The organism is Trichococcus sp. K1Tr, assembly GCF_028309625.1.
In the GTDB taxonomy this organism is placed as follows: domain Bacteria; phylum Bacillota; class Bacilli; order Lactobacillales; family Aerococcaceae; genus Trichococcus.
This window is the reverse complement of record NZ_JAQMHR010000002.1, coordinates 114,503-127,313: the sequence shown is the minus strand read 5'-3', so window position 1 is coordinate 127,313 and position 12,811 is coordinate 114,503. Positions and strand designations below refer to the sequence as shown.

Below are 12,811 nucleotides of genomic sequence, written 5' to 3'. Positions count from 1 at the left end.
CAGATTATTTTTCAATTATTTTTCATCAGGTGTAACAATGTCTGGGAAGGCATTGTTAACTTGGTTATAGAATTCTTGAACTCCTTCTTCTTTGCTGATTTCACCTTCAACATAGGCTCCGACTTGTGTACCAAATAACTCATTTAATTGTTGGTCGTAAGGTGTTACGACGCTAGCATTGATTTTTTCTGCTTCTTCCAAGAAGAACTCGTAATGGTTTTGACCACCTAGGAAGTCATCTGACATTTCGTCTTTAATTGCATCCGTTACGGGTTTGTAACTCAATACATCTCCTGTTTCCTTAGCCCATTCTGTCAGGAATTCTTCATCATGTACCATCATTTCGACGAATTTGAAGGCTAGATCTTTATTTTCAGATCCTTCGTAAATGCCTAACCATGTTCCGCCTTCGAAGTAAGCTGATGGGCCATTTGTGACAGCCCAGTCACCCGCATTTGCATTCGATGCTTGTTTAAAGACAGCATCCAGTGCCCAGGTTGGTAGTGCTACTGAAAATACTTCGATTTGGTTAGTTGCTTCTTCTGCTTTTTCTCCTTCTAATTCTTCCCAACCCATATTGTAGTTGATTGGTCCGTTGAAGGATTCATACCAAGAGGGTGACCATGCTGGCGCAAGAGCAGTATATTGCTCATCCCTTAACGTTTTCGCATAGTCAAAATAGGAAAGCCGATCATCAGTCACTACCAACTCGTTGGCTTCATTTACCCATGGTTGTGGGTCGCTGCCACCTGTTGAAAAACTAGTGAATTTGGATATAGAACCTTCATCCGGGAACAGAGCGTAACCTGCTTCTTTCATTTTTTCTCCGACTTCAAACAGGCCGTCCATGGATGCCATCATTGCACCCACTTCTTTTGGATCATCCGTACCTAAAACCTCTTTGGCAATGCTTCTGCGGTAGTAAATTCCACCTGGTGTCGTTTGCCAAGACATTGCGCGGACGTTGCCGTCTTGGTCTTTACCTAAGTCATAAACATAATCCACATAGTCGTCTTCCCAATCATTCACATTGTAGGGATCTTCCGAAAGATTCGTCCAGTAGTCGGCATTGAGCCATTGTTGCATGTACGCAATTTCTCCTGTAAAGATATCCGGTGCTCCATCACCGCTTTCCAAAGCTGGTTGCATGGTTTGACGGTAATCTGCGGTCGGGATGATTTGAAGTTCTACATTCACATCGTACAACTCTTCAAACCGATCGATCGGCCGTTGTAATTCATCCGTAAAGGATGTGATGACTAAGTCCGGTTTAGACTCACCACAAGCTGCTAGCGTCAAACTTAACCCTGCGATACTTAAAATACTTGCCCATTTTTTCATTTATTATTGCTCCTCTTTGTTTATTAAGCGCTTACAGATTATGTAAAGCGCTTTACTTTTTGAATAAAATTTTTTGCTATGTTTCCATAACAAAAAATCAATGTTTCTTCGGTTCAGCTGTTGTTGCCCGCTTGATCAACCTAACGGGAATCGTCTTCTTGACCGGTAAGCGATCCGGGTTTAGAATGCTCTCAATCGCCAGCGCTCCTGCTTGCTGCCCAATTTTTTCTTTATCCTGTGCAATTGTCGTTAAAGCTGGTTCCATGTATTTAGCTATTTCAATATCGTCGAATCCCACAATCGATATGTCTTCCGGAACACGCAGACCATACTCCTTGACTGCTTGGATTGCCCCAATTGCCATTTGATCCCCAGACACAAACACTGCGGTTGGTGGCTCCTCCAGGCGAAGCAGTTTCATCATGGCTGTCCGGCCGCCATCCGTTGAGTAATAGCCACCGTTCACGATATAGCTTTCCGGTATGTTCAGGTGATGCGTGCTGATTGCATCATTGAATCCTCTCATTCTTTCTGTACCAATGAATCCTGTGCTTTCCCCGTGGATATGGGCAATTTTTTGATGCCCTAAAGCGACTAAATGGTCGACTGCGATTATTGCGCCTTGGTAGTTGTCACTGTACACGGAGTTGAAATCGCTCACATCCATATCGATAAAGACACAAGGGATGCCCAATTCGCGATAAATTTCCAGATCGGATCGATCTGAATCGGTACTGAAGACAACAATGCCATCCACACCCCTGCGGATAAGTTGGTCCGTGTAGTTTTCTTCGCCTTGGATACTTCTGGATACAAACAATAAGTCATAATTATACATATCGACGAACTTCCGGAATCCTTCAATTACAGGACCAAAAAAGGGATGGGCCATACCAACACCTAAATTTTCTGAGAACACCACTCCAATCATGTATGATTTTTTTGTTGCCAACGTGCGTGCGGACGAGCTCGGAACATAACCCAAAGTCCCGATAGCTTCCAGGACTTTTTTTCTGGCCCGATCACTCACATTCGTGCTGTTATTCAACACTTTTGAAACGGTTGAAATGGAAAAACCAGCTTCTTTTGCGACATCATAGATCGTAGCCAATTGTATTTTCCTCCCTCGTTGCTTTATAAAATGAAGCGCTTTACTAACACAAATATACGCATTCAGGAGATGTTTGTCAACCACTTTTTAAATTACCATGTTGATTTGACAATTTTGTAAACGTTTTATACTATGGGGTGGAGTTGGTCATTCTGTACAGAAAAATTAAAAAGGGGTGTAAAGGGCTTTATGTCAGAATCAGAAAGTACGTTGAGTCATGCTCTAATGCGGGGAATGCATTGGTTATCTTCCCTCGTCTATTTAAACTTGTTGTGGTTGCTGGGCGTATTTGCTGGGGGCGTTGTGCTGGGTATTGGCCCTGCAACGTTAAGCCTCTGTGCAGTTTTGAGGGAGCTGATATGGAACCAGCGGGAAATTGCAGTGGGGCCTTTCTTTTTTCAGGAATATCAGCGAATTTGGAAGGAAAGCAATCGATTCATCTTTTTATTTTATGGGATTTTTCTGTTTTTGTGGCTGGATTTCCGGGTAATCATGCGGTTTTCGCCCTCCATTTTTCCCGCCTTAGTCATTTTGGCGGTTCTTGTCTTTCTGGTAACCTGTTATTTCTTCGTTTTCTATGCGGTGTTTGATGGACCGGTACGGACGAAGCTCAAGAATAGTCTCTTGCTTCCTTGGCTATTTCCTGCGCAATCGTTGGGGATGCTAGCTATGATTGGCGGGTTTCTGTTGTTGATTATGCGTTTTCCAGTTGTAGCGGTTCTTTTTTTGATGAGTGTTCCCTTCGCCCTGTTCTACTACATGTTGAGGAAGAAATACTGGCAGAATTTTCGTGGTAAAAATCAATGACCTATTGAAACGATGGCAATATCCCCCTAACAAAGCCGTCCTAATTTAAAGTCGTTTTTATGACCCACTTGGGATACTGCTCTTTCGCTAAACAAATGCAAACAAACATCTATTTTCGCTGTTTCTCCAAAAAATCCCGGAGCACAACGACGTGATTGATTTCAGGGTCCCGCGCGGCGTAGACCAATGTGACATCCATCGCTTCCAACTGTTTCAGGATTTCCGCTATGGCAGAAGCTGTCGGCGGGTTCATCACCAGCTCCTCCTCATACCGTTCCTTGAAGGCGGCAAATTTTTCGGGATCGTGGTCGAACCATTTGCGCAGATCCGGCGAAGGCGCGCTGTCCTTCAGCCATGCATCCAGCCGGGCAGTCTCCTTCTTGACACCACGCGGCCACAACCGGTCGACTAGGATCCGGAATCCGTCCGTTTTTTTAGGAGCCTCGTAGATCCGCTTCATTTTCAAATTCATAAACACTCCTCCTCTTTGCTTCCCATTGCTAATTCCACAGTGCAGTCGATAAAATCAAATGAATATTAGTTTGAGATTACAAATCATTTCCAAAAAATATGTTGAAATATTGTCAATTAGTTTAAATCAAAAATCCGTTACAGGAACCATAGCGCACCCACTTTGCATAAACGCTGATGGGTTAAGATTACCGAGGAGGAGATTTGGTTATGAAAAAAATACTACTATTATTGGTTATTGGGATGGCAGGATATTTCATATTCACCGAAACCGATTTGATTTCCACCCGCACGAACAGACAAGAGTTTTGACCTATTCGGTTTCGGTGATTTTGACTATGCGGAAGCCATTAAGCTGATTGAGTATTCCGGCTATCTGAAAGCCGGGACCGATCTTTCTGAACTTCAGATGACCTATACCGAAGAAATCAAGCAATTATCAGTCAGAGTCCCAAAATCCCAGATACTCGATAACGTTGTGGAGACCGAAAAAACGAGAGTCGAAGACATCAAAGGCACTATTTTTTCGGATTATCCCAGCCAGATAATTTTTGACGAAATAAACGTCAATAAACAACAACTACTAGAAGAAGAGAAAATCAGTCAGGGCTTTTTGGATGAAGCGGATAAAAGAGTCGAGTCATTGCTGACTTCTTTTTTGAGTTCCAACGGCTTCGAGGATGCAGTCGTCGAGTTCTATTGACAGGACCACTCGACTCTCGCATCCCGGAAACCCGACTCACTTGAACAGTAAATTGTAGAGCACCGTCCACGCCAAAAAACACAGTATCACACTGACTCCGGTCGATTCCTTTACAGTTCATCCCCCAAGAGCACCAGTGTTTCGGTCATGTTTTCCAAGGCAAGCTTCTCGTTCTGAAGCTGTCTCTGCAGCTTTTCGATGCTGCGTTCAAGCTGCTGTACTTCCAACAATTTTTCGAGTATGTCACTCTGGAAATGTTCTTTTCCGGCCTTCCTTGCATCAACTAGTTGTTGTTTTTGCTGCTTGTACTGATGATACAGCATGGCCTCGGCTTGGCTTTTTGGGCCGCCTGCAGCTTCCATTCTTTCGCAGCGTTCAAATTGTTCTTTTGTCATTGTCATCGTCTTTCCCTCCAAATTGTTTTTTCGAAAACAAAAAACCCTTCTTATTACAAGAAGAGTCGGGAATGTCGCTTTGCTCTTCTTATCTCTCAGATTGCTCTGCAGGATTTAGCACCTTGCCGCCGCGTTCATGCGGTGGTCGGTTGCTGAGATGTCATCGGGCCAGTCCCTCAATCTCTCGTGATAAAGAAGTTATTTAGTTTTCAAGAATATTATGGCATACTGTTTCGATGAATTCAACTTAGTTAATTTAATTGAATTCATCTATTTTTGTCATCTACATCTGTTCTACATACTTCCTTAGTATACTGAAGAAGGATCAAGCGATCCCGCGTTGTTGATTATTCCTTTTGTTCGATCAACAACACGAAAACAGTCTCATAAACTATAGCCAGTTTATAAAAAGGAAGGAAGAACTTACCCATGAAGAAAAAATATTTGATGATTGGCCTGATTTCTTTTACTGCATTGACCACCTTCGCTGTCGCAACTCCCGTAGAAGCAGCGATGATGGATACTACGACATTTGAAAATCACGGTCAGTATGTACGTAGCCATGCAACTCATCTTCGTCACCACGCACAAGACGACCATCAGATGAACGGCGTAAGTATGCATGCCCGAGACAAAGATGAAAATCTTAGTTGTCCCGCTGAGTAAATGACTCCATGCTATTCTAAATAATTTCGTTCATCAGGCAACGAATCATGATTGATGAACATTTTTGAATGATGTATTGTTGCTAAAAATCCCTACAAGTCAGAAAATTTCTGACTTGTAGGGATTTTTTTATTTTACATCTGCCGGGCTATGAGTATTTCAACGCAATCTCTTCCACGAATTTGGTCACGTCCTTGAAGGCGTCACAGCAATCCTCCAGCGATTTATAGATTTTGCCCAGGATGACGATACTGACGGCATCCGCATTGCTCTGATAGAGGTCGCGCATGGAGTGGATGTAGAGCAGATCGCCTTCCGTCTCACAGGCATTGATCCGGTCGATGACTACGTGGATCTCTTTTTGCGATTTCTTGTAGGTTTTCAGTAGCCGCACCGCTGTAAGCAATTCCTCGGCTGATTTTTCCACCAGATCCAGGAATTGGTTGATTTCCGGGGTGATGTTCTGCGGTTGATAGATCTCAATATGGATCATGACATCCTCAATCATGTCGATGGCATGGTCCAGACTGGTGACCAGCGCAATCACATCCTGCCTATCGAAAGGCGGCAACAGATCGTTATACATATAGCGCATCAGCCTATATTTCGCGAGGTCGGCATTATGTTCGATCTCATGCATCTCGTCCAATTTTTGGCTGAGATCAGCGACCGGATAATCCGCCAGTACCTGCTTCAGGAATTCCGCCGATTGGACGCCCCATTCGGCAAGCTTGATGAATTCATCGAAATAATCCAACTTTTCCGTCTTCTTTTTGAACATAATCGGCTCCCCCTAGAATATCCGAATGAACAGCTTTGCCATCAAATACCCGACAAGGCCGCAGCCTGGAAATGTCAACACCCACGTGAAAACCATTTCCTTGACCGTCAGCCAGTTCACGCTCGACAGATGCCTGCCCGCGCCCACTCCCATGATGGCCGTCGTCTTCGTGTGGGTCGTACTCACCGGCAGCCCAAAGAGGGAAGCCGTCAAGAGGCTCACGGCACCGGCAAAATCAGCGCTGAAGCCTTGATAGGTCTCCAGCTTCACCATGTTGACCCCTACCGTCTTGATGATTTTCCCGCCTCCGATCGCTGTTCCCAAGGCCATGACTGTGGAACACAACAGCATCAGCCAGACAGGGATAATGAAATCGGTCGCGTCATTTCCTTGCGACAAGGCAATACCCAGCAGAAAAATCCCGATGAACTTCTGGCCGTCCTGGGCCCCATGCATGAAGGCCATCGCTGCCGCACCGGCAATCTGGCTGTTGCGGAAGAAGGTTGTCGTGCTTTGCCGCTCGATGTCCTTGAACAGCGCGCCGACCAGTTTCACGACAAGGAAACCCAAAAATAAACCCATAACCGTGGAAAGCACCAGGCCATAAAGCACCTTAATCCATTCCGCCCCATTGATGCCACCGATGCCACCCTGCAACGCGATCGCAGCCCCCGACACCCCGGCGATCAAAGCATGGCTTTCGCTTGTCGGGATGCCAAAATACCAGGCCGCAGTGGCCCATACCACAATCGCGAAGAGCGCCGCACACAGCGCCACGACCGCATCTTCCGTATTCCCGCCAAAATCAACCATCTTCGCCATCGTCTGGGCAACCTTGGCATTGATCGCCGTCATCACAAAAACGCCTGAAAAATTGAACACCGCCGCCATCAGGATGGCATTGCGCGGAGTCATGCTTCTTGTCGAAACGCAGGTGGCGATGGCGTTCGGCGCGTCCGTCCACCCGTTCACCAAAACCACGCCCAGAGTCAAGGCCACCGTTATCGCAATAGCCGGGCTCGACAGCAGCAACTGAATGAATTCACCGAATGAAATCGCCATAAAGAACCACCACCTTTCCGGACAACAGGGAAGAAAGTAACCTTACATCGGAATTCCCACTTCGATATGCTGGAAGGAATCCACATCAAACAATCCTTTATCCGTCAGTTTCAGACGAGGAATGACCGGCAAGCACAGGAACGAGAGGATCATGAAAATGTTCTGCGATTCCTCCGCAAGCGTAGACAACTGCTCATGCAACTGATGCAGTTCCTCAATCACTTCTTCGTAGGGTTTTTCCGACATGATGCCGCCGACCCGCAGCGGGACTGACGCCAGCACCTTTCCGCCCTCAACGATTACGAGTCCGCCTTGCATCCGTTCCGCCTCCTCGATCGCCAGCAGCATATCTTCATCATTCGTTCCGGCAACGACCAGATTATGCGAATCATGGGCTACAGTCGAAGCGATGGCGCCCCGTTTCAGACCGAGTCCGCTGACGATGCCAGCCCCGATGCTGCCGGTTTGGTGATGGCGTTCGCACACTACCATCTTCACTTGATCATTTTGCGGATCCGCAACAAAGAATCCGTCTTCCGTCCTCACATCCGCTGCGATTTTCTCCGTAATGATCCGGCCCGGCACAACACCGATCACCCAAGCCTTTTGTCCATTTTGAAGCGGGATCTGCAAGTCGTCTTTTGTCACTTTCTTTAAATGAAGGGAGGATCGGACAGCCTCCGGGACAGTTGCGCGGACGCTCCTTAAAGCCCCCAGATCCAGCAAACGTCCTCCTTTGATGATTGTTTCCGGATGCAGAGTCTCCAGGCTGTCTGTGATCAGGATATCCGCAAGATAGCCTGGTGCAATTGCGCCTTTGTCATGGATGCCGTGGCACACTGCATTGTTGAGCGTAGCCATCTGGATGGCGATCAGCGGGTCCAAACCTTGTTGAATCGCCAGTTGCGCGGCATAATTGACGGTTCCTTCTTCGGCCAACTCGTCCAGATGTTTATCGTCTGTGCAGAATGAAAAACGGCGGCTGTTCCTTTCGTTGATGGCCGGCAGCAGCGCCAATAGATCTTTCGCGGCCGAACCTTCCCGCACCAACACATGGATGCCCCGGCGTACCCGCGCAATCGCCTCTTCCGCCGTCACCGCCTCATGATCGTTGCGGATTCCCGCTGTGCTGTAGACATTCAAGGCAGCTTCCGGCAAACCGGCTGCATGGCCATCGACCATCATTCCTGCTTCGATCGTCATATGGATTTTCTCAAGCATATCCGGATTTGCATTCAAAACAGATGGATAATCCATCACTTCCGCCAAACCGATAACGGTCGGATGGGTCAAATAAGGACGGAGATCATCCGCAGTCAGCGTTGCCCCGTTCTGCTCGAAGGGCGTTGCCGGCACACACGAAGGCAGCTTCATCAGGATATCCATGTCGGCGTTGGCGGCGTCCTCCAGCATAAAGTCGATCCCGACTTTTCCCGCTACGTTCGCGATTTCATGCGGATCAGTCACAACGGTCGTCACGCCGTGTTTGATGAGCGCACGCGAAAATTCCGACGGCGTGACCATCGTCGATTCGATATGGATATGCCCGTCGATAAAGCCCGGCATGACATACTTGCCTGAAGCATCCACTACTTGCTTTCCGTACGGATAGGTACCGATGCCGACGATGTATCCATCTTTGATCGCAACGTCCGCTTCAAAGGTCTCCAGCGAAAACACATCCACTACTGTTCCGTTTTGGATGATAAGGTCCGCTTCCTCCGGTTGCTGTGCAGCCTGGATCAATCTTTTCAATGCATCTGTCATACAAATTCCCCCTGGTTCCATTCGCTCTCTTAGTCAGCGAATCTCTCGTTGTTTCCTATATTATACACGATTCGCATGGGGACCGATTAGTCATTCGTTATATATCCCATCATTATCGTAAAGAAAAGATTGACAGGTCAATGTAGAATGCTTATAATTCACCTATTCAATTAATCTATTGAATAGATTAAAAATTCTGATATTGAACAAATAACCGATTGGAGCGAATAAGATGAAATTAGGTATTATTTTGGAAACAAAAGAAGCTGAAAAAGCCTGGAATGCTTTCCGTTTCGCCAACACTGCTTTGAAAAAGGGTCACGAAGTGAAGTTATTTTTGATGGGCGAAGCCGTAGAATGCGAAAACATAGACGATCCAAAATTCACAGTCACAGAGGAAATGAAAAAATTTGAAGAGGCACAAGGTACGTTATTGGCCTGTGGAACCTGCCTTAAATCAAGAATGATGGATGATTTTGCTGTTTGCGCCATTTCCACAATGAATGATTGTGTTGAATTGGTGGAGTGGTCTGATCGCGTCATTACCTTTTAAAGGCTGATGAAACATATGAAAACTAAATTTGCACCGGTAAAATTTCAAGCCGCTCTTGCAGCTGGAGGGGTAGCCTTGATGGCATTTAATTACCTTCAATTCGCTGTTCCGCACGACAGCGGCCTCATCAAGTTAACCGACATTAATTGGTCGGATTTTGATAGCATCCAGTCCGCTATGTACGTATTTCTTATTGCAATCATGCTGCTATTCTCATTAGCAAACTTTGCTATTGCCGTTTTTTTTCTTAAAGGTTTTTTACAATGGCTGCGGAACAAAAACCAGCTTAAGTCTTTTATGGAGAATCCCTTGACCAACATTACCGCTTTTGTGCCTATCGCTTCTTTTTCCATGACCACAAACGTGATCTGGGCACCTTTCGCATTCTTTTTCAAAGACCTTTCCACCCAAGCAATGATGTTGCCATCCCTATTGTTATTTGGACTGTTATGGGCGGCACTCTTCTATCTTGAATTCCGGGTCGCTAAAAACTGGTTCACAAAAACCATTGAACTCAGTAAATTGAATTTCGTTTGGCTCCTTGATGTCTTCACTTTCGGGTTGGTCAGTTTGACGGGAACCGGCATCGCTTCAATGGCAAAAAACACTAGCATTGCCTCCATTGCATCATTCGCTTCCTTATTTGTAGTCGGGCTTGGCATGCTGCTGTTTATCGCAAAGTTCTCATTTTTAGCCTATCAACAGTTAAAAAGTTCACGCTTGCCTGAAAAGCCGATCCTTCCGGCCTTTTTTCTGGTGATTCCGATAACTTGTCTGCTGGGATTAAGTTTTTATCGCATCACATCCTTTTTGCACAACGCTTTTGCGTTTGATGTGCGTGCTCTTTCATTCTTTATCCTTACCGTTTCCTACATCATCACTATCGGTTGGGGAATTTTTGCGGTTTTCTTGTTACTGGACTATTTTAGGAAAGATTTCTTCAAAATCTCTTTTGCACCCACACAATGGAGCATGATTTGCGCATTGGTCGGATCCCAAGTGCTTGGCGTTTATGTCAATGGGTTGCATTATCCAGGAGCACTGCTGTCGGTGGTGAATTATGCAAGCACTGTACTTGCAGCCTTCCTTTATGTCCTTATTTTCTCCAAATTCCACAAAGCTAATATGGAAGAAAGCCGTTCGGAAATGAAAAAAATGAATAACCATTAACAATCCAATACAATAGAAAAAACCGATTCCAAAATACAGGAATCGGTTTTTTATTTCTTTTTAAACTGAATGCCGCACTATCCCAAATTACTTTCTTGTTTAGCGAATTGATCCCAATCCTGAACGCTTTTCTCCAACCGGTAAGCATGAATGCCTTTTTCTCTCATCAGCTCAACCGCTTCTACCGACATCAAACAATAAGGCCCTCTGCAGTATGCGACAACATCAAAATCAGCCGGTAAAGAAGCCAACTTGTCTTCTAGTTCATCAATAGGGATAGAGACTGCGCCCGGAATATGTGCCTCTTCAAACTCCTCTTTGGGCCTGACATCCAGCAGTAAAACTTCCCCGTTCTCCATGCGATTTTTCAATTCCGGTAAAGACAAGCCTTCCATTTTGAAATTCTCGTTCAAAAATTCCTTTTTGATCTGCTGCACTTCAACGGATTGCTTTTCGGATAAATCATGCAAATTTCCCATGAAGTCGGAAACCGCTGAGTCGGCCAATTCATAAATAACAAAATTCCCTTCTTTTTTAAAAGCGACCAATCGCGCATTGTGCAATGTCTGAAGATGTTGGGACACATTGGCCACTGTCATCCCAGTAATTTTCGCCAATTTTTCGACTGATTTAGGGCTCTGTGATAATAGGTCCAATATCTCCAACCTTTTAGGACTGGATAGGCATTTCCCGATTCGGGCAAATTCCTGATAAAGCATATCTTTTAAGTGTCTTTCCTCAAGCAAGGAAGCTCGCCTCCATCTATTCAATTGCATTATTGATTAGGGTAATTCTAAAACTTTTCATATGCTGTGTCAAATTCAAGCAGGAGAATGCTATACGCTTATAGGTGATCGGTTTTTCCTATCAACCTTGTTCGGTTATAACTGTTTGCTTCTTACATGCACTGGTGATAAGATTTCTTCATGCCTTCGAGCGACAAAAAGTAAGAAAGTGTCGGTTTGCAGGCTCTCATCACCAGCATCAACCGCGTGGGGAGTTTTTTCCGGTCGAAGGACCGACAACATATCAAAAAAAAACTAAAACAGGAGTGAATATAATGAAGAAACTATTATCAAAAATCTTATTCGTGGGTGCAACCGGCTTGGCTTTGGCGGCTTGCGGCGCAACAACAACTGACTCAAGTTCGGACAGTGCCTCTACAGCATCAAGCACTACCACAGCAGGAAACGTCTTAAAAACGATCGAAGAAAACAAACAATTGCGCATCGGGGTGGAAGGCACTTACCCGCCATTCAGCTACCATGACACAGAAACAGGCGACTTGGTCGGTTTCGAAGTGGAAATTGCAGAAGTCATCGCTGAAGATTTAGGAGTGGAAGCTGTCTTCGTCGAAACGAAATGGGATTCCCTGATCGCCGGATTGGACGTCAATAAATACGATATCGTCATCAACAACGTCGGCGTTACAGAAGAACGACAAGCGGTTTATGACTTTACCGATGCTTATTTCGAGTCTTATGGCCAATTAGCAGTCAGCGCAGACTCTGACATCCAAACTTTGGAAGACTACAGCGGCAGAAAATCAGCCCAATCCACTACCAGCAATTACGCACAAAACGCACGCGACCTAGGTGCTGAAATCGTTCCTGTTGATGGCTTCAATCAAGCAGTTGAATTAATCACTTCGGGAAGAGCTGACGGAACAATCAATGACTACATCACTTTCTTGACTTACTTTGAGGAATATCCAGACTCAACTTTGAAACTGATTGATGAAAAATTGCCTACAAATGACGAAGTCGGCATCATCCTACAAAAAGAAAACACAGACCTGCAGGATAAACTGAACGAAATCATCGCAGCACGCACTGAAGACGGCACTTTCAAAGCAATCTTTGAAAAATACCTGGGTGAAGACATCAGTGTCGGAGCCAACGACTAAGAAAAGCTGAGCGGACTCGTTCGGTTCCACATTCAGAAAATCGTACCGATTGCGCAGCGTAGAGCTCAATCGGTACGA

The 12,811-nt window shown here is 45.5% G+C and carries 14 protein-coding genes and 1 riboswitch; of the genes, 6 read left to right on the top strand and 8 right to left on the bottom strand.

Annotated elements, in window-relative coordinates; genetic code table 11:
• Positions 1-15 precede the first annotated feature (15 nt).
• Together PH235_RS04060 and PH235_RS04055 are read right to left on the bottom strand one after the other, a co-directional pair.
• Positions 16-1,341, bottom strand: coding sequence for an ABC transporter substrate-binding protein (locus PH235_RS04060; RefSeq protein WP_272161138.1), 1,326 nt, complete (start codon positions 1,339-1,341; stop codon positions 16-18).
• Between the two features lie 97 nt (positions 1,342-1,438).
• A complete protein-coding gene (locus PH235_RS04055) occupies positions 1,439-2,452 on the bottom strand; it encodes a LacI family DNA-binding transcriptional regulator (protein ID WP_272161137.1) in 1,014 nt (337 codons plus the stop codon).
• Positions 2,453-2,641: 189 nt separating this feature from the next.
• Here PH235_RS04055 and PH235_RS04050 point away from each other — a divergent pair, with 189 nt between their 5' ends.
• Complete coding sequence (locus PH235_RS04050; protein WP_272161136.1) at positions 2,642-3,259, top strand: YesL family protein; 618 nt, start codon at positions 2,642-2,644, stop codon at positions 3,257-3,259.
• 109 nt (positions 3,260-3,368) lie between these two features.
• Here the strand turns inward: PH235_RS04050 and PH235_RS04045 are convergent, their stop codons facing one another.
• The gene (locus tag PH235_RS04045) at positions 3,369-3,731 is read right to left on the bottom strand and encodes a DUF488 domain-containing protein (protein ID WP_272161135.1); all 363 of its coding nucleotides are present in this window, start codon (positions 3,729-3,731) and stop codon (positions 3,369-3,371) included.
• Positions 3,732-4,079: 348 nt separating this feature from the next.
• Here PH235_RS04045 and PH235_RS04040 point away from each other — a divergent pair, with 348 nt between their 5' ends.
• Positions 4,080-4,433, top strand: a complete 354-nt coding sequence (locus PH235_RS04040; protein WP_334223632.1) for a DUF4230 domain-containing protein — start codon at positions 4,080-4,082, stop codon at positions 4,431-4,433.
• 110 nt (positions 4,434-4,543) lie between these two features.
• On the opposite strand, the gene PH235_RS04035 is transcribed toward PH235_RS04040, so the two are convergent.
• On the bottom strand, positions 4,544-4,834 hold the full coding sequence (locus tag PH235_RS04035) for a hypothetical protein (protein ID WP_272161134.1): 291 nt from the start codon (positions 4,832-4,834) through the stop codon (positions 4,544-4,546).
• A 79-nt stretch (positions 4,835-4,913) separates the two neighbouring features.
• Positions 4,914-5,024, bottom strand: a riboswitch (SAM riboswitch).
• Positions 5,025-5,257: 233 nt separating this feature from the next.
• On the opposite strand from PH235_RS04035, the gene PH235_RS04030 reads away from it, so the two are divergent.
• A complete protein-coding gene (locus PH235_RS04030) occupies positions 5,258-5,494 on the top strand; it encodes a hypothetical protein (protein WP_272161133.1) in 237 nt (78 codons plus the stop codon).
• A gap of 148 nt (positions 5,495-5,642) precedes the next feature.
• Here the strand turns inward: PH235_RS04030 and PH235_RS04025 are convergent, their stop codons facing one another.
• Genes PH235_RS04025 through ade form a run of 3 tightly spaced genes read right to left on the bottom strand, consistent with a single transcriptional unit; the run spans position 5,643 to position 9,104 of the window.
• Positions 5,643-6,275, bottom strand: coding sequence for a DUF47 domain-containing protein (locus PH235_RS04025; protein WP_272161132.1), 633 nt, complete (start codon positions 6,273-6,275; stop codon positions 5,643-5,645).
• Between the two features lie 12 nt (positions 6,276-6,287).
• A complete protein-coding gene (locus PH235_RS04020) occupies positions 6,288-7,337 on the bottom strand; it encodes an inorganic phosphate transporter (protein ID WP_272161131.1) in 1,050 nt (349 codons plus the stop codon).
• Between the two features lie 42 nt (positions 7,338-7,379).
• Positions 7,380-9,104 carry an adenine deaminase gene (gene ade / locus PH235_RS04015; RefSeq protein ID WP_272161130.1) on the bottom strand — a complete coding sequence of 575 codons (1,725 nt, stop codon included), beginning with the start codon at positions 9,102-9,104 and terminating at the stop codon, positions 7,380-7,382.
• A 232-nt stretch (positions 9,105-9,336) separates the two neighbouring features.
• Between ade and PH235_RS04010 the strand changes: the two genes are divergently transcribed.
• Together PH235_RS04010 and tsoY are read left to right on the top strand one after the other, a co-directional pair.
• Complete coding sequence (locus PH235_RS04010; RefSeq protein WP_272161129.1) at positions 9,337-9,657, top strand: DsrE/DsrF/TusD sulfur relay family protein; 321 nt, start codon at positions 9,337-9,339, stop codon at positions 9,655-9,657.
• A 15-nt stretch (positions 9,658-9,672) separates the two neighbouring features.
• Complete coding sequence (tsoY, locus tag PH235_RS04005) at positions 9,673-10,827, top strand: selenoprotein TsoY (protein WP_272161128.1); 1,155 nt, start codon at positions 9,673-9,675, stop codon at positions 10,825-10,827.
• A gap of 77 nt (positions 10,828-10,904) precedes the next feature.
• Here the strand turns inward: tsoY and PH235_RS04000 are convergent, their stop codons facing one another.
• Entirely contained in the window at positions 10,905-11,546 is a 642-nt protein-coding gene (locus PH235_RS04000; protein WP_272161540.1) for an ArsR/SmtB family transcription factor, read from the bottom strand.
• A gap of 341 nt (positions 11,547-11,887) precedes the next feature.
• On the opposite strand from PH235_RS04000, the gene PH235_RS03995 reads away from it, so the two are divergent.
• Positions 11,888-12,733 (top strand): transporter substrate-binding domain-containing protein, encoded by an 846-nt coding sequence (locus tag PH235_RS03995; protein ID WP_272161127.1) that lies wholly within the window; start codon positions 11,888-11,890, stop codon positions 12,731-12,733.
• Positions 12,734-12,811 lie beyond the last annotated feature (78 nt).

Coding starts and splice junctions, on each gene's coding strand:
- PH235_RS04060 (WP_272161138.1), bottom strand. CDS start 1,341: ATGAAAAAATGGGCAAGTATTTTAAGTATCGCAGGGTTAAGTTTGACG.
- PH235_RS04050 (WP_272161136.1), top strand. CDS start 2,642: ATGTCAGAATCAGAAAGTACGTTGAGTCATGCTCTAATGCGGGGAATG.
- PH235_RS04045 (WP_272161135.1), bottom strand. CDS start 3,731: ATGAATTTGAAAATGAAGCGGATCTACGAGGCTCCTAAAAAAACGGAC.
- PH235_RS04035 (WP_272161134.1), bottom strand. CDS start 4,834: ATGACAATGACAAAAGAACAATTTGAACGCTGCGAAAGAATGGAAGCT.
- PH235_RS04030 (WP_272161133.1), top strand. CDS start 5,258: ATGAAGAAAAAATATTTGATGATTGGCCTGATTTCTTTTACTGCATTG.
- PH235_RS04025 (WP_272161132.1), bottom strand. CDS start 6,275: ATGTTCAAAAAGAAGACGGAAAAGTTGGATTATTTCGATGAATTCATC.
- PH235_RS04020 (WP_272161131.1), bottom strand. CDS start 7,337: ATGGCGATTTCATTCGGTGAATTCATTCAGTTGCTGCTGTCGAGCCCG.
- ade (WP_272161130.1), bottom strand. CDS start 9,104: ATGACAGATGCATTGAAAAGATTGATCCAGGCTGCACAGCAACCGGAG.
- PH235_RS04010 (WP_272161129.1), top strand. CDS start 9,337: ATGAAATTAGGTATTATTTTGGAAACAAAAGAAGCTGAAAAAGCCTGG.
- tsoY (WP_272161128.1), top strand. CDS start 9,673: ATGAAAACTAAATTTGCACCGGTAAAATTTCAAGCCGCTCTTGCAGCT.
- PH235_RS04000 (WP_272161540.1), bottom strand. CDS start 11,546: ATGCTTTATCAGGAATTTGCCCGAATCGGGAAATGCCTATCCAGTCCT.
- PH235_RS03995 (WP_272161127.1), top strand. CDS start 11,888: ATGAAGAAACTATTATCAAAAATCTTATTCGTGGGTGCAACCGGCTTG.